The organism is Amycolatopsis sp. NBC_00438, assembly GCF_036026695.1.
GTDB lineage: Bacteria > Actinomycetota > Actinomycetes > Mycobacteriales > Pseudonocardiaceae > Amycolatopsis.
On the sequence record NZ_CP107923.1, the window covers coordinates 9,663,771 to 9,682,166 of the forward strand.

Below are 18,396 nucleotides of genomic sequence, written 5' to 3' on the forward strand. Positions count from 1 at the left end.
TATTTCCCCGAAAGCCGCGAAAGCCCCCTCGCCGGCGTTTTCGGTCGGTAAGGGGGCTTTCGCGGGCTTCCGGGATCAGGTGATGTCGCGCTTCTGGTTGCCCAGCCAGCCGAAGCCGAAGAAGAGCATCGTCCACGCGAAGAAGATCAGCGCCGAGGCCCACCACGAGAGCACGCCGGGCGCGGCCGCGGTGTACTGCAGCAGCAGCTGCGCCCCCGTGTTGACGTCGGCGGGCAGGTTGAGCGAGTTGAACCCGAACGCGTCCGCGGCGATACCGCCGACGATGCCGTTCGCCGTGCCGTTCGGCAGGATCCCGCCCAGCAGGGTCGTCTGGCCCCAGAGCAGGATCACCAGGACGTTCTCCACGATCAGGAACCACACCAGGAACAGCACCACCGCCAGCGGCACGCTGCGCAGCACCGCGCCGAAGCCGATGCCGAACAACGTCACCAGCACCGCGGCCAGCACCGTCCCGCCGAGCGCGGCCAGCCACTGGCCCGCCGACGGCCAGCGGCCCGAGTCGACCGACGCCATCACGGCGATCGCCGAGACGCCGAAGCTGACCAGCCCGTAGATCGCGCCCCACCCGACGTAGGTGAGCATCTTCGCGGTCAGCGCCGAGATCCGGTTCGGCGCGGTCAGGAACGTCGTCGTGATCGTCTTGCTGCGGTACTCGCCGGCCAGCGCGAAGATGCCGAACAGTCCCGGGACGAGCTGCGCGATGTTCACGCCGTGCGCCAGCGCGAGCAGCCCCACCGGCACCTGGTTCGGGTCCAGGCCGATCAGCCGGGTGACCTGCCGGGCGTCGCTGTCGGAGCTCAGGAAGTCCGCGAAGTCGTTGGTGATCTTGCCCCACGCGAACGTCAGCCAGAACGCCACCAGCGCCAGCGGAATGAGCAGCACCCACCACGTCTTCAGCGAGAGCGTCTTGCGGAACTCCGCCTTGATCAGGTTCCCCATCACTGCTGCGGACCTCCCCAGTGCTGCTGCTGTTGCGGCCCCGACGGCGGACCCTGCTGGTACTGCTGCGGGTAGCCGGGCGGCGGCGGGCCCTGGTACTGCGGCTGCGGGGGATACCCCTGAGGACCGCCGCTGAACTGGCCCTGCGTCAGCTGGAAGAACATCCGCTCGAGGTCGGCGTGCTCCTCCTGCATCCCGTAGACCGCGATCCCGGCCTTCGCGGCCAGGTCCCCGATCTGCTGCACCGACGAGCCCGCGACGGCGACCCGGCCGTCCGGCGTCGGCGAAACCTGGTTGATGCCGTTCTCCTGCAACGCCTTCACCAGCGCCGCGGGATCCGCCGGCTGCACGAGCACCCGCGACTGCTGGCCCTTGCGCAGCTGATCCAGCGACCCGTTGTAGCGCGTCACGCCCTGGCTGATGATGACCACCTGGTCGATCAGCTGCTCCACCTCGTTGAGCAGGTGGCTCGACACGAGCACCGTGCGATGCTGCTCACGGGCGTAAGAGCGCAGGAAGTTGCGCAGCCAGAGGATGCCCTCCGGGTCCAGGCCGTTCGTCGGCTCGTCGAGCACCAGCACCTGCGGATCGCCCAGCAACGCCGTCGCCAGCGCGAGCCGCTGCCGCATGCCGAGCGAGAACCCGCCCGCCTTCCGGTCGGCGGCGCTGCCCAGGCCGACCAGGCCCAGGACGTCGTCCGCGCGCTGATCGGGCACCCCGATCGCGGCGGCATAGACCCGCAGGTGGTTGCGCGCCGTCCGGCTCGGGTGGAACCCCTCGTTCTCGAGCACCGAGCCCACCACCCGCGCCGGGTTCCCCAGCTGCGAGTGCGGCCTCCCGTTGATCGTCGCCGACCCCTGCGTCGGCGTCACCAGCCCGAGCAACATGCGGAGCGTCGTCGTCTTGCCGGCGCCGTTCGGGCCGAGGAAGCCCGTCACCGAACCCGGCTCGACCGTGAAACTCAGGTTCTGCACGGCGTTCACCGTGCCGAACTGCTTGCTCAGGTTCTGCACCACAATCCGGCCACTGCCGTCGTGCATACCGTCCCCTAACGTTCCCGCTGATGGGGCGCATCCTGCCCTACTCGGGCGACCCGCGCGCACGGAACGGCGGAACCGGCCGAGAGCGACCTTCGTCACGTTCCGCAACCGGTTCCGGGCACGGGCGGTAGCAGTGGCGAGCGTCTGACCAGAGGGTTTGCGGTCGACAGTCACTCGTGGGCGGGTCGAGTTGATAAAGAATTTGCCAGACTTGCCGACCCGGTGCAGCAAAGTCGCCCCGCGCCCTCTAAGGTGGAACACGGCGGCCCGCTCCCAATGACCCCCAGGTTGGTTGAGCGGGTCGCCGTTTACGTCTCCGCTTCGGGCTTCGCCCTTCGCTTCGTCTTCATTGTTTCTCCCGGGGGCCGAGCCCCCGGACCCCCACGGTGCCTTCTGCTCCGCTTCCAGCGTGGCCGGCTTCGGGGCCGGCGGCTTCCGGTGGAGGTGTGGCCGGCTTCTGCTCTTGCTCTTGCTCTCGCTCTTGGGTGCCTGTGTTGCCTGCTCCGGCGTTTGTGGGGTTGCTGTGGCATCTTGGCTCGATGCGGATCTTGCTCGTCGAGGACGAGCTGCGGCTGGCCGAGGCCTTGCGGGCCGGGCTCAGTGCCGAGGGGTATGCCGTCGATGTCGCGCACAACGGGCGGGATGCTCTGTGGTTCGCCGGGGAACATCCCTACTCGGCCATCGTGCTCGACATCATGCTTCCCGGCCTCAACGGCTACCGCGTCTGCCGGCGGCTGCGCGATCAAGGGGACAGCACCCCGATCCTCATGCTCACCGCCAAGGACGGCGAGGACGACGAGATCGAGGCCCTCGACACCGGCGCCGACGACTTCCTGCCCAAGCCCTTCTCCTACGGCGTCCTGCTCTCCCGGCTGCGCGCCCTCATCCGCCGCGGTGGCGCCACCCGGCCGGGGGTCCTCAAACTGGGGGACCTCGAACTCGACCCGGCCACGCGCAGCTGCCGGCGCGGAGACTCCGACATCACGCTCACCGGCAAGGAGTTCGCGCTGCTCGCCTACCTCGTGCAACGGCCGGGGCAGGTCGTCACCAAGGCCGAGCTGCTCGACAACCTGTGGGACTTCGCCTCCTCGGCCACCGCCAACCTGGTGGAGGTCCACGTCAGCGCGTTACGCCGGAAGCTCGGCGGCGAGACCATCCGGACGGTCCGCGGCGCGGGCTACCTCGTGGTGGCTTCCGGTGCGTAGGGTGTTCCGCTCGACCCGCTTCCGCGTCGCGCTGACGGCTTTCGCAACCTCCGCTGTCGCGCTCGGGGCGGTGTCCGTTTGGTTCGTGGTCCAGTCCCAAAGCCGCCTCGAAAACGCCGCCCAGCAGCTCGCCGTGGCCCACGCGGAAGCGATCGTCCAGCTGCTCGACACCGGCGCCAAGCCCGATGACCTGCGACTGCTCGTCCGTGACTCGATCTACGAAGTCACCGACCGGTCGGGGCACCGGCTGGCGTCCTGCCCGGCGCTGCGCGGGGCCACCTTGGCCGCGTACGACGCCGACGTCACGGTGGGGCCGGGCGCCGTCGACCGGGCCGATCCCGCCTCCGTCGGCTGCGCCCCCGAACTGGGCGGGCTCGACGAAGACCTCACCGTGCACGTCATCCACGAGGTCAGCGGCGACAGCGAGTACGACGTCTACGCCGGTGTCCGGATCGACCCCGAAGGCCAGGCGGCGGTCGACTCGGCCCGCGCCACGCTCACCGCCGGCGTCCCCGCGGTCGCCGTGCTGATCGGCGTGATCGCGTGGTTCGCCGTCAGCCGCTCGCTGCGGCCGGTCGAGGCGATCCGCGCCGAGGTCGCCGAGATCGGCGCGCACGACCTCGGCCGCCGCGTCCCCGCGCCGGGCAGCGCCGACGAGATCGCGCGCCTCGCCGCGACGATGAACTCGATGCTCGCCCGGCTCGACGACGCCGTCACCCGGCAGAGCCGGTTCACCTCCGACGCGTCGCACGAGCTGCGCACCCCGCTCGCCTCGATGCGGACGCAGCTGGAGGTGCTGCTGGCCCACCCCGACCGGCTCGACTGGCGCGCCGCCTGCGAGAACGCGCTGCTCGACGTCACCCGGATGCAGGACCTCGTCGCGGACCTCGTGCTGCTCGGCAAGCTGGACGCCGGCCCGGACCGCCTCGAACCGGTGGCCCTGGCCGAGGTGGCCGAAGCCGCGGTCGCCGGTCGCGACGTCCACTTCGAAGTCCGCGCGACGCCGGTCGTGCGCGGCCACCGGCCCCGGCTGGAACGGCTGGTCCGCAACCTCGTCGACAACGCCGAGCGGCACGCGACGTCCCGCGTCGTCGTCGAAGTGTCCGTTGTGGACGGACAGGCGGTGCTCGCGGTCAGCGACGACGGCCCCGGCATCCCGGAGGCGGACCGCGAGCGCGTCTTCGACCGCTTCGTCCGGCTGGACGACGGCCGCGCCCGCGACGACGGCGGCGCCGGGCTGGGGCTCGCCATCGTCGCCGACATCGCCCGCGCCCACGGCGGCACCGCCGAGGTCGAAGGCGGGAGCCGGTTCGTCGTCCGGCTCCCGGAGCTGAAGACGTCTTAAGGTCGCTTCAGCTCCGGTTCAGCGTCCGCGCCCGACGCTGCGGCCATGATCGTTCGTTCCTGGTGGCGGCCGCTCGACCACGCCGAGTTCCGCGCGTCGTCGTGGTTTCCCGGCTTGACCGGCCTGCGCGCGCTCGCCGCCCTCGCCGTCGTGTTCTTCCACTACGGCGGCCCGGTCGTCGACCGGCTGCAGGGCTGGATCGCCGTCCAGCTGTTCTTCGTGCTGTCCGGTTTCCTCATCACGACCCTCGCGCTGCGGGAAGAGGACCGCACGGGCCGGATTTCCCTGCGCGGCTTCTACGTCCGCCGCGTCTTCCGGATCCTGCCGGTGTACTTCCTGCTGCTCGGGTTGACGGCGCTGGCCGTGACGCTCGCCGGGACCTACCACGCCAGCCGGCTCGCCGACGCGGTGCCGTTCTACCTGACGTTCTTCAACGAGGTCGTCGACTACAACACGCCCTACCCGACGTCGTGGTCGCTGGGTGTGGAGGAGAAGTTCTACCTCGTCTGGCCCGCGCTGCTCGTGCTGACGTCGTTCGCGCGCAGCCGGAAATCCTTGCTGCGCGCCGTGATCGGCGCCGGTGTGGTGTGCTTCGTGCTCGGCGTGCTGCCGCTGGCGCCGTCGGCGCAGTGGGCGAGCTTGTCCGTGCACTACTGCTCGCTGGTCATCGGCTGCCTGCTCGGCCTGGCGCTGCATCACCCGCGCGGGTTCGCTGTGTTCCGGCCGCTGACCAGCCCGGCCGCGGCGGTGCTGGTGGCGTTGGGATTCGTCGTGCTGCAGTTCTCGGTCAAGCCGCTGGGGCAGTCGCTCGGCGGGCACTGGCAGTACGTCGTCCCGATCTACGCGGCCGGGTCGGCGCTGCTGCTCGTCGCCGTGATCGCGCAGAGTCCGGTCCGGCGGCTGCTGGCGAGCCGCCCGTTCACGTTCGTCGGGGACCGGTCGTACGCGCTGTACCTCGCGCAGACCGGCGCCGCGGGCGTGACCGGCCTCCTGCTGCCGACCGGCCTCGCCAAGGCCGCCGCGACGTCGGCCGTCGCGTTGCTCTTCGCGTGCGGGCTGCGCCGCTGGGTCGAGCTGCCGGCCATCGCGTACGGCCGGCGGCTCCTGGCCAAACTCTTGGCAAAAGGAGAGCGGGCCCCTGCCGACGCACGGCAGGGACCCGCTCGGGTGAGGTGATGGTCAGGCGAGGACGGTGGCCAGCGGCGTGTGCGGCAGGTCGTGGGCCACCGCGACCGGGCCGTTGGTCAGGGCGCCGGCGTGGGTGTTGAGGCCCTTCGCCAAGGCCGCGTCCGCCTGCAGCGCCGTCTTCCAGCCGTGCTCGGCCAGCTGGACCGCGTAGGGCAGCGTGACGTTCGTGAGGCCGTAAGTGGACGTGCGGGGCACCGCGCCCGGCATGTTCGCGACGCAGTAGAAGACCGACTCGTGCACGGTGTAGGTCGGGTCGTCGTGGGTGGTCGGGCGGGAGTCGGCGAAGCAGCCGCCCTGGTCGATCGCGATGTCGACGAGCACGCTGCCCGCCTTCATCCGCGAGACCAGCTCGTTCGAGACCAGCTTCGGCGCCTTCGCGCCCGGCACCAGCACCGCGCCGACGACCATGTCGGCCTGCAGCACGGCCTCCTCGACCGACAGGCGGTTCGACGTCACCGTGCGGATGCGGCCGCCGAAGTCGTTGTCGATCTGGCGGAGGCGGTCGACGTTGGTGTCCAGGATCTCGACGTCCGAACCGAGGCCCAGCGCGACGCGGGCGGCGTTGAGGCCGGCCACGCCACCGCCGATGACGACGACGCGCGCCGGGTGCACGCCGGGGATGCCGCCGGGCAGCACGCCGCGGCCGCCGCTCGGCTTCATCAGGGAGAACGCGCCGACCTGCGGGGCCAGCCGGCCCGCGACCTCGGACATCGGGGCGAGCAGCGGCAGCGCGCCGTTGGCCGTCTGGACGGTCTCGTAGGCGATCGCGGTGGTGCCCGCGGCCAGCAGCGCGTCGGTCAGCGGCCGGTCGGCGGCGATGTGCAGGTAGGTGAAGAGCACCTGGTCGGCGCGCAGCCGCGGGTACTCCTCGGCGATCGGCTCCTTGACCTTGAGCACGAGCTCGCCCTGGGCCCAGGTCTCGTCCGCGGTGGCGAGGATCTTCGCGCCGGCGGCGACGTACTCCTCGTCGGTGATCGAGGAGCCGACACCGGCACCGGTCTCGACGAACACGTCGTGCCCGCGGCCGACCAGCTCGTGCACCCCCGCCGGGGTCAGCGCGACCCGGTACTCGTGCTTCTTGATCTCACGGGGAACGGCGATACGCACGGTCGGCCTCCTGGGTCGGTCTGCGTCCGGAATCGGTGCGGTGGTGTCCTTCACGGTGAGCCACCCGGACGGCGGTGTCATCGTGCTGAGCGGACAGTTATTCGACGCGTTCATAGTGCTGAGCCGACAGGCCATTGACTTCGACCGCGCTTGAAGTTGCAACCTGTGCGGCATGCGCGTGGTGTGGATGCGGGAGTTCGGCGGTCCGGAAGTACTCGTCCCGGGGGAGGCCCCGGACCCGGTCGCGGGGGACGGCCGGGTGGTGGTCGAGGTGGCGTTCGCGAACACCACGTTCGTCGAGACGCAGATGCGGGCGGGCGGCCCGGGACCGTTCCGTCCCCGGCTGCCGATCGTGCCCGGCAACGGCGTCGGCGGCGTGATCAGCGCGGTCGGCGCGGGGGTGGACCCGGACCTCGCCGGGCAGCGGGTGGTCACGTCGACCGGGGGTTCCGGCGGGTATGCCCAACGCGTCGCGGTGGACGCGGCGTCGGTGTTCCCGGTGCCGGAGGGGCTGGCGCTCGACGCGGCGGTGGCGTTGCTCGCGGACGGCCGCACCGCGACCGGCCTGATCCACGCGACCGGGGTGCGGCCCGGCGACCGGGTACTGGTCGAAGCGGCGGCGGGCGGGGTCGGCGGCCTGCTGGTCCAGCTGGCGAAGGCCGCGGGGGCGTCCGTGGTGGGCGCCGCGGGCGGCCCGGCGAAGGTGGCACGAGTGCTGGGCGCCGACGCGGTCGTCGACTACTCGCGCCCGGACTGGACGTCTGCGGTCGGCGAGGTCGACGTGGTCTTCGACGGCGTGGGCGGCGCCATCGGCACGGCGGCGTTCGGCCTGTTGCGCCCCGGCGGCCGGATGGCGAGCTACGGCCTGGCGGGCGGTTCGTGGGCGGAAGTGTCCGAAGAGGACGCTGCCGCCCGAGACGTCTCGCTGGTCCGCGGGATCGGCGGCCCCGAGGACATGCGCACGTTCACGAAGTCGGCGTTGACGGAAGCGGCGGAGGGCCGCCTGGTCCCCCTGATCGGCCAGCGCTTCCCGCTGGCCCAGGCAGCCGACGCCCACGCGGCGATGGAATCCCGCACCACAGTGGGCAAAACGCTGCTGGTCCCGTGAAAAGCCGTGAATGGCACATTGAGGGACTCAGAGTCCCTCAATGTGCCATTCACAGCTTTGAGCGTCAGGCGCGGTAGGCCGACCAGGAGCTGGTCATCCGCGTGCCCTGGCCCGCGGTGAATTCGTACATGCAGCCGTCGTAGCTGTAGTCCATGAAGTTGTGGATCGGGTCGCTGCCCGCGGCCGAGCAGGTGTTCTTGCTCGCCGGGCAGCCGGACGTCGCGGTGGCTTCGGCCGGGGTGTCCGAGACGTAGTCGCCCGAACCGGAGCAGCCGCCCTGGAACGTGTGGTAGAGCCCCATCCAGTGGCCGACTTCGTGGGTTGCCGTGTCACCCTCGTTGTAGTTGGTCGCCGAGCGGCCCGGGAGGGACTCGTCGAGGATGACGACGCCGTCGAGCTTCGGCGACGACGTGTAGTTCCACGGGAACGTCGCCCAGCCGAGCAGGTCGTCACCGAGGTTGGCGGTGTAGATGTTCAGCGCGTTCTTGCCGCCCTTGCGCAGCGCGTTCTTCATGTTGCGCTCGGCGGATGTGCCGTCGGTGATGCCGTTGTACCAGGTGGAGTTGTTCGTGTAGTCCGTGCTCACCAGGCTGAAGCTGAAGCCCTTGCTGCCGTACGCGCTGTTGAGCACCGAGATCTGCTTGGTGATCGTGGCGGCCGGCAGGTTGCCGGTCGAGCCGCTGGTGATCACGTGGAAGTACACCGGGATCGACGTCGCCGCGGGTGCCAGCGCGGCGCGCTTGCCGGCCAGCTTGCTCTGCATGTCGGCTTCGACGCGGGCTGCTTCGGCCGGCGACAGGCTGTCGGCGTGGCCGTCCTTGCTGCGGTCCGCGGACTGCGTGGGCGTGAAGCAGTCGCCGCTCGGCGCCGCGACGGCACTGCCGGCCGTGGTGCCCGGGACGGCCAGGGAAACCAGGGAGAGCGCGGACACCGCGCCCAGCTTCAGGGCCCTGCGAAAACTCATGGACACTCCTCTGCGACGACCCGGCCACCCCGGGTGGTGCAGCGAAAATGCGCCGTCGAACCGCCGGAATCCACCTTCTTTCGGCGGGAAAGGACAATCCGTACTATCGGCGCGATCCATGCGGACCAGTGCATAAGCCAGAACGGCTCAGCTCCAGCGCAACGCCACCAGCTGGGTGATCAGCGCGAGCCGGACGTCGGGGTCGTCGAGGTCGAGCGGGACCAGCTCCAGCAGCTTCCGCATCCGGTACCGCAGGGTGTTGGGGTGGATCCGCAGCTCGCGCGCCGCCGCCCGCGGGTCGCCGGGGTGCCGCAGCCACTCGTAGAGCGTGTCGGCGTACCCGGCCTTGCTCGTCTCGTCGTGGGCGCGCAACGCGCCGAGCGGTCCGAGGTCCGCGACCTTCGCCGCGACCGCCGCCGTCGCCCCGCGGTGCAGCGCCAGGGCCGTCCAAGCCTCGTCGAAGGTGATGACACGCTCGTCGAGGATTTCCGCGCGGAGCAGGCCGAGCGCTTCGTCGGCTTGGGCGCGGGACGTCGAGAGGTCGCCGATCTCGCCGGGCGCGCCCGCCGCGGCTCGCGGGGCGCCGCCGCGCCGGGACGCCGACTGCGTCGCGAGCGCCTCGCGCAGCTCGGCCCAGCCGCCGGAGCCGGCGCGGTCCGGGACCACGGCGTAGAGCAGGCCGCCCAGCTCGGTGGCCACCGGACGGCGGCCGATGCCCTGGGACAGCCGTTCCAGCAACGCGAGCCGCAGGCCCTCGGCGTCCCGGCCGTCGCCGCCGGTGACCTCGATGACGACCACGCGGTGCGGCTCGTCGGACAGGTCCAGCTCCGCCATCGCCTTGCGCGGGTTCGCCCGGCCTTCGAGCACACCCCGCAACAGCTCGGCCGACGCGCGGCGCTGCGCGTCCGTGTAGGCCCGCCGCCGCAGCAGGTGCAGCGCGACGACCGGGGCGGCGTCGGCGAAGGCGGCCGCGCGCTCGTCGGACACCGGCCCGGCGACCACCGCCCACATCGAGCCGAGCAGCTCGCCGCCCATCCGGATCGGCACGATCAGCCGAGGCAGCGTGCCGTCGCGCTGGGCCGGTACGAAGATCGTCTGCCGCCCGCGCGAGAGCTCGCGGAACACCCCGCGCGAGCGGAACCGCGCGAGGACGTCGTCCGGGATGCGGCGGCCCATGATCGTGGCGACGCGCGCGGGGTCGGTGAGGTCCTGACGGGCGGAGTAGGCGAGCACGCGCGAGTTGGTGTCCTCGATGGTCACCGGAGCGTCCACAACGGACGCGACGGCGTCGGCCAGCCGGAAGAGATCGCCGGAGCCGGTGTCGTTCTCGAGGTTCTCGGACTCGTCGGCGAGCGCGTCGAGGACGGTCCGCAGCAGCCACACGAGCTGCGCCCACGACGTCGCGGCGTGCACCTGGATCAGCGCGATCCCGGCGGCTTTCGCCGCCCGCTTCACCGACGTCTTCGCGGCGACGGGCGGCTTGAGCAGCACCGCGGCGGCGCCCTGCTCGGCGCTCTGTTTCACCAGCTCGGCGGCATCTTCGGGCCCGGTGGTGGCGACGCCGAGCACGAGGTCCCCGGCGGCAAGGGTGACGCCCCCGCCGGGCTCGGCGATCACGACATCGGCGACGGCGGGCGAGTCGTCGGGCACCTGGAGCGCGTGGAGCAGCGTCGGCCCCACCCGGTCGACCACGCTGCGCACCGACACCACCGGCTCATTCTCGCCGAAGCAGACCGCGGCCGCCCGCCCGGATCACCAGGGTGCCGGATCCGGCCGTAGCCCCGTTCGTCCGAGTCGACGCACACGTCTGAGGGTTCCGGCGCGGTTGACGAACTGACACCCGCTGTTGTCCGGGGCCATGCCCGCTGGTGCTCGTCGAACGACGCGAAGTCTTCCGAGCCGATCGACTCGGTGTCCGGGACGGATCGCGCGCTGATCCTGACCGCTCCTTCCCCGCAACAGGGGTGTGTGCGGTGGTCTTTCTCCCGACGGAGACGGTTTCGAACACCATCGCCGGCTGGCTGAAGACCGGCGGCTCCTCGAAGCCGCCGGTTTCACGCTGGTCGTGGACGAGCAGGTGACGATGCGCGAGCCCGAGGGCGACGCGACCTTCCACTGGGTGCTGGGACGGCTCTAACGCGACAGGACCGCCGTCAGCACTCGCCCCAACTCGCCCGCCGGGTCCTCGGCCGGCTCCTTCGCGCGCCAGGCGACGATGCCGTCCGGCCGCACCAGGGACGCACCCCCGCGGGACAGTCCGTACTTCGCGGCGAACTCGTCACCTTCCACAGCGTGGCAATCCAGCCGCACCCTGGTCCCGGTCGCGATGTCCGAAGCCGCCGGGGCCCACCGCGAATCGTCGCCGGCGCAGAGCAGTACCCACGAATGCCCCAGCAAGTCCACTGTGGACGCCATGCCGGGCGCGCGGAAACCGGGCCGGCCGGTCGGCGCCAGGATGTCTTCGACGCGTGCGCCGTCGTCCGGCTCCTCCGAGAGCACCGCCGTCGACCGGTAGCGGAACCCGAGGACCGCCGCCAAGGGGTCCTCGGCCTTCGTCAGCCCGGAGACGTCCAGGTCGGGACGCATGCGCTCCTTCAGGTTGTGCAGCGACATGTCGACAATCATCCGCGCGATCGGCTTCCGCTCGGCCTCGTAGGTGTCCAGCAGCGCGTCGCCCGCGTCGCCGCGAAGGACCGAAGCGAGCTTCCACGCGATGTCCGCGCCGTCGCCGACCGCCGTGTTGCCGCCCTGGCCACCGGTCGGCGGGGTCACCTTCGCCGCGTCGCCGACCAGGAAGACCCGCCCGGACCGGAACCGCTCCGCCAGCCGCGCGGCGATCTCCCACGAGCCCGTCCAGACGATCTTCGGATCGAGCTCCGGCAGGTCGGTGGCGGTGCGGATCATCGCGACCAGCCGGTCGTGGCCGAAGTCGTCCGGGCTCTCGCCGCGTTCCGGGTGGTAATCCGGGCCGAAGACGTACCGGCCGGCGACGTCGGTGTTCGTCAGCCCGGCGGTGAACTCCGGGTGCCGCAGGTAGAACAGGTCGGTCACGCCCGCCTTGACGCGGTCGCCGAGGTCGGCGTCGAACACCACGCCCAGGCAGTGACTGAGCCCGTCCAAGCCGTCGGTCGCGATGCCCAGCGCCTGCCGGATCCCGCTGCGCCCGCCGTCGGCCGCGACGACGTAGTCCGCGCGCACCAACGTCTCCTCGCCGGAGTCGCGGTGCCGCAGCGTCGCGGTGACGCCGTCGTCGTCCTGGGTCAGCTCGACGAGTTCGGTCCGGAACCGGACGCGCGCGCCCGCCTTCTCCGCGGCCGCCAGCAGGATCGGCTCGACGACGTCCTGCCCGGCCATGCCGTGCGGCATCGTGGTCGTGGCCGAGACGTCGAACTCGCTGCCGTCCTCGGTGATCCGGTGGAACACCTGCCCGGCCAGGCTGGTCGCGACCGTGATCCGCAGGCCCTGGGACGCTCTCGGGCTGGCGTGCAGCACGTCGTCGTCGATGCCCGCCCAGTGGAACAGCTCCATCGTGCGCCAGTTCTGCCCGGAGGCCCGCGAGTGGACCGACGTTCCCGCGTGCCGCTCGACCGTCAGCACGTCCACTCCGTCCTGCGCCAGGAACATCGACGCCGACAATCCGCCGAGTCCGGCCCCCACGACCAGCACCTGTGCCCGTTCCGTCATGACTACCTCCCGTTGAGTCTCCCTGTAAAAGTATCTTAGTGACAGAGAGATTCAGTTAGCAAGACAATTGTTCGCGACCACCCCGGGTAGCGTGTCTCCCAGGAGGTGGGAACGGTTGGGTACTCCGTTCGGCCGAAGTAGCTTCGGACGAGCAGCCCTCCAGCACCCCCTTGAGCCGCAAGGAGAACCGATGAGCGCGGACGACACCTCGGCGTGGTCCTTCGAGACCAGGCAGATCCACGCGGGCGCCGCGCCGGATCCGGCCACGGGCGCGCGGGCGACGCCGATCTACCAGACGACGTCGTACGTCTTCCGCGACAGCCAGCACGGCGCCGACCTGTTCAGCCTGGCCGAGCCGGGCAACATCTACACGCGGATCATGAACCCGACCCAGGACGTCCTGGAGCAGCGGGTCGCCGCGCTCGAAGGCGGCGTCGCGGCGCTCGCGTTCGCGTCCGGTTCGGCCGCCACCACCGCGGCGATCCTCAACCTCGCCAACGCGGGCGACCACTTCGTCTCCAGCCCGTCGCTCTACGGCGGCACCTACAACCTCTTCCACTACACGCTGCCGAAGCTCGGCATCGAGGTCTCGTTCGTCGAGGACCAGGACGACCTCGAGCAGTGGCGCGCCGCCGTCCGCCCGAACACGAAGCTGTTCTTCGCCGAGACGCTGGCCAACCCGGGCAGCAACGTCCTCGACATCCGCGGCGTCGCCGACACCGCGCACGAGGCCGGCGTCCCACTGGTCGTCGACAACACGGTGCCGACGCCGTTCCTGCTGCGCCCGATCGAGCACGGCGCCGACATCGTCGTCCACTCGGCGACCAAGTACCTCGGCGGCCACGGCACCACGGTGGCCGGTGTACTGGTCGACGGCGGCACGTTCGACTTCGGCAAGGACGCGGCGAAGTTCCCGGGCTTCACCGAGCCCGACCCGAGCTACCACGGTCTCAAGTACTGGGAGGCGCTCGGCCCGGGCGCGTACGCCGCGAAGGCGCGCGTCCAGATCCTGCGCGACACCGGCGCGGCCATCTCACCGTTGAACAGCTTCCTGATCCTGCAGGGCATCGAGACGCTGTCGCTGCGCCTCGAGCGGCACGTGGCGAACGCGCAGGCGCTCGCCGAGTGGCTCGAGCAGCGCGACGAGGTCGAGAAGGTCTACTACGCCGGCCTGCCGTCCAGTCCGTTCTACTCCGCGGCGCAGAAGTACCTGCCGCGCGGCGCGGGCGCGGTGCTGTCGTTCGACCTGCGCGGCGGCGTGGACGCGGGCCGCAAGTTCGTCGACGGCACCGAACTGCACAGCCAGCTGGTCAACATCGGTGACGTCCGTAGCCTGATCGTGCACCCGGCGTCCACCACGCACAGCCAGCTTTCGCCGGAAGAGCAGCTGGCCAGCGGCGTGACGCCGGGCCTGGTCCGGCTCGCCGTCGGGCTGGAAGGCGTCGAGGACCTCAAGGCCGACCTGGAAGCCGGATTCCGGGCGGCCAAGGCGGATCTGTGACGGCTGAGCCCGTCACCGGGGCCTGGCGGATCACCGATCCGCCAGGCCGCCGGCAGTTCGTCACCGGCCCCGGGCTCACGCTCGAGGCCGGTGGTGCGCTGCCCGGCTACACCCTGGCCTACGAGACGTGGGGGACGCTCAACTCCGACGCGTCCAACGCGATCCTCGTCGAGCACGCGCTGACCGGCGACAGCCACGCCGCCGGCCCGGCCGAGCCCGGGCACCCCGGTGCGGGCTGGTGGGACGGGCTGATCGGGCCCGGAAAAGCTTTGGACACCACGGAGTTCTTCGTCGTGGTCCCGAACGTGCTCGGCGGCTGCCAGGGCTCGACCGGGCCGTCGTCGCCCGACCCGGACGGGACGCCGTGGGGCAGCCGCTTCCCGGTCGTGACGGTCCGGGACCAGGTCACGACCGAGGCGGTGCTGGCGGACGCGCTCGGGATCGGCCGCTGGGCGGCCGTCGTCGGCGGGTCCATGGGCGGGATGCGCGCGCTCGAGTGGGCGGTTTCGCTGCCCTCGCGGGTGGCGACGGTGCTGGTCCTGGCCTCGACGGCGCGCGCGTCAGCGGAGCAGATCGCCTGGGCCGCTCCGCAGCTGCACGCGATCCGCGCGGACCCGGACTGGCACGGCGGTGACTACTACTCGGCGCCGGCCGGGCCGTTTCGCGGCCTCGGCGTCGCGCGCCGGATCGCGCACGTGACCTACCGCAGCGAGCCGGAGCTGGCCGAGCGGTTCGGCCGGACGTACCAGGGTGACGAAGACCCGTTGCGGGGTGGGCGGTTCGCCGTCGAGTCCTATTTGGACCACCACGCCGAGAAGCTGGCCGGCCGGTTCGACGCGAACAGCTACCTGGTGCTGACGGAGTCGATGAACACCCACGACGTCGGCCGTGACCGCGGCGGCGTCGCGGCGGCCTTGGGCCGGGTGACGGCTCGCGCGGTGATCGGCGGCGTGGACAGCGACCGGCTGTACCCGCTGTACCAGTCGGCGGAGATTGCGGCCGGGATCAAGGGGACGACGGAGCCTTCGGTGGTGACGTCGCCGTACGGCCACGACTCGTTCCTCATCGAGACCGAGCAGATCGCCGCCTTGGTGAAGGCGTTGCTGGGTTAGCGACCCGTTCTCCCAGCCGTACCAGACGTTCCGCCACCCGCCGGGACGCGCCGGCCGCGACGTCGCCGAGCCGTTCCGCCGCCTTGTCGGACAGCTTCGCCACCCGCCAGGCGACGTCGTCGGCGCGCTCGCCCGCCTCGTCGCCGGCGGTGCTGATCCGGTCGGCCAGCCGGCCGGTGCCCGCGACGAGAAGATCCTTGAGAGCCATGGCTTTCCCTCCTAGAGCATCCCGGCGCGGCGCCACAGCACCGCGCTCGGCCCGCCGATCAGGTCGTTCTCCCGCAGGAACCGCACCAGCTTCCGGGCGCCGAAGGCGAGCGTCTCCCGCCGGTGCGCGCTCGCCCGCGCGGCCGCGACGGCCACGGCGGGATCGAGCCCGGCGCGCTGGTACTGCCGCGGCCGGGACAGCAGCCGCGACATCAGCAACGCGCCCACGGCGACGACCAGTCGCGTGAACTCCTTGCGCCACCACGGCGCGCCGGCCAGCGAACGGACCAGGTCGTCCCGCGCGTAGCGGACGTGCCGCGCCTCTTCGGTCACGTGGATCCGCATCACCGCGCGCACCAGCGGCTGCACCGATTCGTCGTCGAGGTGCTCACGCTGCAGCGCGTCGAAGATCTCTTCGCCGATCAGCGTGGCCACCCACATCGCGGGCCCGTGCAGGATCAGCGGCAACGTCTGCGCGGAGCGCTGCAGCCAGCGGTTGTTGCGGTAGGGCCGGCCGCCGACGCGCTCGATCAGCGTCGCGAACATCGTGGAGTGCCGGCATTCGTCGGCGACCTCGGTCAGCGCGTAGTGCACGTGGCGGGTGGTCGGGTCCTGCCGGTAGGACGCGCGCAGCAGCATCTGCATGAGGATGATCTCGAACCAGATGCCGACGCTGACGGTGTTGACCAGCTCCTGGCGCGACAGCTCGATCCGCTGTTCGCGGGTCAGCGTGTCCCACAGAGGCGTGCCGTACAACGAAACCAGCCGTTCGGGGATGAAGAACTGGTCCTCGTTGAGCGGCGCGGCCCAGTGGACGTCGACGTCCGGGTCGTAGGAGAGCCGGGCGCTCGACTTGAGCAGCCGCTCGGCCGTCGCTTCCCGATCACCCATTCCGCGCCTCCCGGTGTCGTGAAACACTAGAACGCATGTAACAAATTTCGTCAAGTTGTAAAGCGGCCTAGGGTTGGCCCATGCGCAACCTCCTGCAGCACGCGCTCGACGCCGAGCTGCCCGGCGACGAGACGTCCGAACGGATCATGGGCGCGGCCCTGACCCAGGCCGAGGACTTCGGGCTGCGCCGGTTCACCGTGGACGACGTGGCGCGCCGCGTCGGCCTCTCACGCGTGACGATCTACCGCTACTTCCCGAAGAAGGACCAGCTGCTCAACGCGCTGATCCTGCGGGAGATGAAGCGGTTCCTGACGAAGGTCGACGCCGTCGTCGAGGCCCAGGACTCCCCGGAGGAGAAGCTCATCGAGGGGTTGAGCTTCTCCCTGGGGTACCTGCGCGGCCACCGGCTGCTCACCCGTCTGCTGCGCACCGAGCCGGAGCTGATCCTGCCGCACCTGACGGTCCAGGCGGGCGGCCTCTTCGCCGCCGCCCGCGCCCGGATCGCGACGCACTTCCGCGCGGAGATCGCCGCGGGGCGCCTCAGCCTGCCGGACGACGACATCGACGGCATGGCCGAGCTGCTGATCCGGATCGTGGTCTCCCTGGTGCTCACGCCCGAGACGGTGCTGCCGGTCGACGACGACGTCGAACGCCGTCGCGTCGCGGAGCTCTACCTGACCCCGATCGTGCGATCCCTGCGCCCGGCGTAGACGCGTCACTTTCGTAGGGAAAGATGCGCCTCGACCCGGCGGCGACGCATCTTTCCCTAGGAAAGTGACGCCTCAGTCCGAGACGGCTTCGGAGATCCAGGGGGCCACCGGCAGGTCGCGGTCCAGGCACTCCACCGACAGCCGGATCGTCCAGCGCAGGGCCTGCAGCACCAGGCTGTCGACCTCGTCCGGCGCGGCGTTGGCCAGGGCGATCTCGACCTGCTCCTGCGCCGCTTCGGTGTTGCCGTGAACTTCGGCGAGCAGCGTCCGCACGGCCGTCCGCACCGGCGGGTCGGCCTGGTCGATCGACACTTCTTCGCCGTCCTCGTCGAAGACCTGGACCTTGACCGGCGCGGTGCCGCCGTCGCCCAGGGTCGAGACCATCGCGCTGCACTCGCCGAACAGCAGCAGCATCAGGTGCTTGGTCTCGTCCGCGCGGGCCTGCGGTTCGGTCGCCGTCGGGGCGACCTCGACGAGGGCCTCGGCGTCGTCGCCGACGCTCAGCGCGGTCAACGCGCGCTGGGCCTTCTCGACGAGCCGCTCGTTCCAGTCCGGGTCCACGTGCCCCATCAAACACCAGCGACGGCGCTCGTGGGGATACCTTGATCCGGGTCGGTCATCCGGCCGCGCGCAGAGCACCCAACGCGAGCCGGGAGAGCAGTTCGGCGAGTTCGCCGTCACCGAGATGGCGGTTGTACGGGGTCGAGTTGATCAGTCCGAACACGGCGTGTGCCGCCGAACGTGCCTGCCGTTCGCCCAGCTCCGGCATGGCTTCGCGGATCGCCCGCACCCACACTTCGACGTACTGGCGCTGCAGCGCGCGCACCTGCTTGCGGTCGGCGTCGGTGAGGTTCGCGAGGTTGCGCTCCTGGACGGTGATCAGCGCCGGGTGGTTGAGCGCGAAGCCGACGTGGAACGCGACGAGCCCGGCCAGCGTGTCGTCCGGCGTGCCGGGCCTGCCCGCCCACGTCGTGCCGCCGTCGAGCAGGTAGCGGCTGATCGAGTTCAGCATCTCGCCGAGGATCGCGTCCTTGCTCCGGAAGTGGCGGTAGAGCGCCGGGCCGGAGATGCCGACCGCGGCGCCGATGTCGTCGATGCCGACGCCGTGGAAGCCGTGGTGGGCGAACAGTTCGGCGGCCGCGGCCAGGATCTGTTCGCGTCTGTTCGCCTTCTCGCCGTTCACGAGTGGCGTCGGGTTCGCGGCCATCCGGCCATATTAGGGGCGACAGGTTAGCGAGCGCTAACAAGCAGGTCCGGGGTAACGGTTAGTGAACGTTAACCACTCGCCCGTCTTAAGTCGTGGGCCAAGAGAGTTACTTGCTGGTAGTCGCTCTTCCTTGTGGGGCCTTCACCTGGTGTGCTTTTCAGGTCGGT

17 protein-coding genes are annotated in these 18,396 nt (G+C 71.0%); 7 read left to right on the top strand and 10 right to left on the bottom strand.

Features of this window, described 5'->3' with window-relative positions; genetic code table 11:
- Positions 1–75 precede the first annotated feature (75 nt).
- On the bottom strand, positions 76–960 hold the full coding sequence (locus tag OG494_RS44645; protein ID WP_328449295.1) for an ABC transporter permease: 885 nt from the start codon (positions 958–960) through the stop codon (positions 76–78).
- A complete protein-coding gene (locus OG494_RS44650; protein WP_328449296.1) occupies positions 960–2,000 on the bottom strand; it encodes an ABC transporter ATP-binding protein in 1,041 nt (346 codons plus the stop codon). Before OG494_RS44650 ends, OG494_RS44645 begins: the two co-directional genes overlap by 1 nt.
- Before the next feature lie 539 nt (positions 2,001–2,539).
- Here OG494_RS44650 and OG494_RS44655 point away from each other — a divergent pair.
- Genes OG494_RS44655 through OG494_RS44665 form a run of 3 tightly spaced genes read left to right on the top strand, consistent with a single transcriptional unit; the run spans position 2,540 to position 5,726 of the window.
- Entirely contained in the window at positions 2,540–3,205 is a 666-nt protein-coding gene (locus OG494_RS44655) for a response regulator transcription factor (protein WP_328449297.1), read from the top strand.
- On the top strand, positions 3,198–4,550 hold the full coding sequence (locus OG494_RS44660) for a sensor histidine kinase (RefSeq protein WP_328449298.1): 1,353 nt from the start codon (positions 3,198–3,200) through the stop codon (positions 4,548–4,550). The genes OG494_RS44655 and OG494_RS44660 overlap by 8 nt, the downstream gene beginning before the upstream one ends.
- 45 nt (positions 4,551–4,595) lie before the next feature.
- The gene (locus tag OG494_RS44665; protein WP_328449300.1) at positions 4,596–5,726 is read left to right on the top strand and encodes an acyltransferase family protein; all 1,131 of its coding nucleotides are present in this window, start codon (positions 4,596–4,598) and stop codon (positions 5,724–5,726) included.
- Positions 5,727–5,729: 3 nt separating this feature from the next.
- Here OG494_RS44665 and ald read toward each other — a convergent pair whose 3' ends face one another.
- Positions 5,730–6,845 carry an alanine dehydrogenase gene (ald, locus tag OG494_RS44670; protein WP_328449302.1) on the bottom strand — a complete coding sequence of 372 codons (1,116 nt, stop codon included), beginning with the start codon at positions 6,843–6,845 and terminating at the stop codon, positions 5,730–5,732.
- Positions 6,846–7,017: 172 nt separating this feature from the next.
- Here ald and OG494_RS44675 point away from each other — a divergent pair, with 172 nt between their 5' ends.
- Complete coding sequence (locus OG494_RS44675; protein ID WP_328449304.1) at positions 7,018–7,953, top strand: zinc-binding dehydrogenase; 936 nt, start codon at positions 7,018–7,020, stop codon at positions 7,951–7,953.
- Positions 7,954–8,017: 64 nt separating this feature from the next.
- On the opposite strand, the gene OG494_RS44680 is transcribed toward OG494_RS44675, so the two are convergent.
- The 3 genes from OG494_RS44680 to rdmE form a co-directional block, all read right to left on the bottom strand.
- The gene (locus tag OG494_RS44680; protein ID WP_328449306.1) at positions 8,018–8,917 is read right to left on the bottom strand and encodes a zinc metalloprotease; all 900 of its coding nucleotides are present in this window, start codon (positions 8,915–8,917) and stop codon (positions 8,018–8,020) included.
- A 147-nt stretch (positions 8,918–9,064) separates the two neighbouring features.
- On the bottom strand, positions 9,065–10,627 hold the full coding sequence (locus OG494_RS44685; RefSeq protein ID WP_328449308.1) for a PucR family transcriptional regulator: 1,563 nt from the start codon (positions 10,625–10,627) through the stop codon (positions 9,065–9,067).
- A 423-nt stretch (positions 10,628–11,050) separates the two neighbouring features.
- On the bottom strand, positions 11,051–12,601 hold the full coding sequence (gene rdmE, locus OG494_RS44690; protein ID WP_328449310.1) for an aklavinone 12-hydroxylase RdmE: 1,551 nt from the start codon (positions 12,599–12,601) through the stop codon (positions 11,051–11,053).
- Positions 12,602–12,791: 190 nt separating this feature from the next.
- On the opposite strand from rdmE, the gene OG494_RS44695 reads away from it, so the two are divergent.
- Complete coding sequence (locus tag OG494_RS44695; RefSeq protein WP_328449312.1) at positions 12,792–14,102, top strand: bifunctional o-acetylhomoserine/o-acetylserine sulfhydrylase; 1,311 nt, start codon at positions 12,792–12,794, stop codon at positions 14,100–14,102.
- Positions 14,099–15,214, top strand: coding sequence for a homoserine O-acetyltransferase MetX (gene metX, locus OG494_RS44700; protein WP_328449314.1), 1,116 nt, complete (start codon positions 14,099–14,101; stop codon positions 15,212–15,214). The genes OG494_RS44695 and metX overlap by 4 nt, the downstream gene beginning before the upstream one ends.
- On the opposite strand, the gene OG494_RS44705 is transcribed toward metX, so the two are convergent.
- Together OG494_RS44705 and OG494_RS44710 are read right to left on the bottom strand one after the other, a co-directional pair.
- Positions 15,165–15,422 (bottom strand): hypothetical protein, encoded by a 258-nt coding sequence (locus OG494_RS44705; protein WP_328449316.1) that lies wholly within the window; start codon positions 15,420–15,422, stop codon positions 15,165–15,167. The two genes, metX and OG494_RS44705, sit on opposite strands and share 50 nt — an antisense overlap.
- 11 nt (positions 15,423–15,433) lie before the next feature.
- Positions 15,434–16,312 carry an AurF N-oxygenase family protein gene (locus OG494_RS44710; protein WP_328449317.1) on the bottom strand — a complete coding sequence of 293 codons (879 nt, stop codon included), beginning with the start codon at positions 16,310–16,312 and terminating at the stop codon, positions 15,434–15,436.
- A gap of 80 nt (positions 16,313–16,392) precedes the next feature.
- On the opposite strand from OG494_RS44710, the gene OG494_RS44715 reads away from it, so the two are divergent.
- Positions 16,393–17,022, top strand: coding sequence for a TetR/AcrR family transcriptional regulator (locus tag OG494_RS44715; protein WP_328449319.1), 630 nt, complete (start codon positions 16,393–16,395; stop codon positions 17,020–17,022).
- 72 nt (positions 17,023–17,094) lie between these two features.
- On the opposite strand, the gene OG494_RS44720 is transcribed toward OG494_RS44715, so the two are convergent.
- Both OG494_RS44720 and OG494_RS44725 read right to left on the bottom strand, forming a co-directional pair.
- On the bottom strand, positions 17,095–17,592 hold the full coding sequence (locus OG494_RS44720; protein ID WP_328449321.1) for a hypothetical protein: 498 nt from the start codon (positions 17,590–17,592) through the stop codon (positions 17,095–17,097).
- Between the two features lie 46 nt (positions 17,593–17,638).
- On the bottom strand, positions 17,639–18,229 hold the full coding sequence (locus OG494_RS44725; RefSeq protein ID WP_328449322.1) for an SACE_7040 family transcriptional regulator: 591 nt from the start codon (positions 18,227–18,229) through the stop codon (positions 17,639–17,641).
- Positions 18,230–18,396 lie beyond the last annotated feature (167 nt).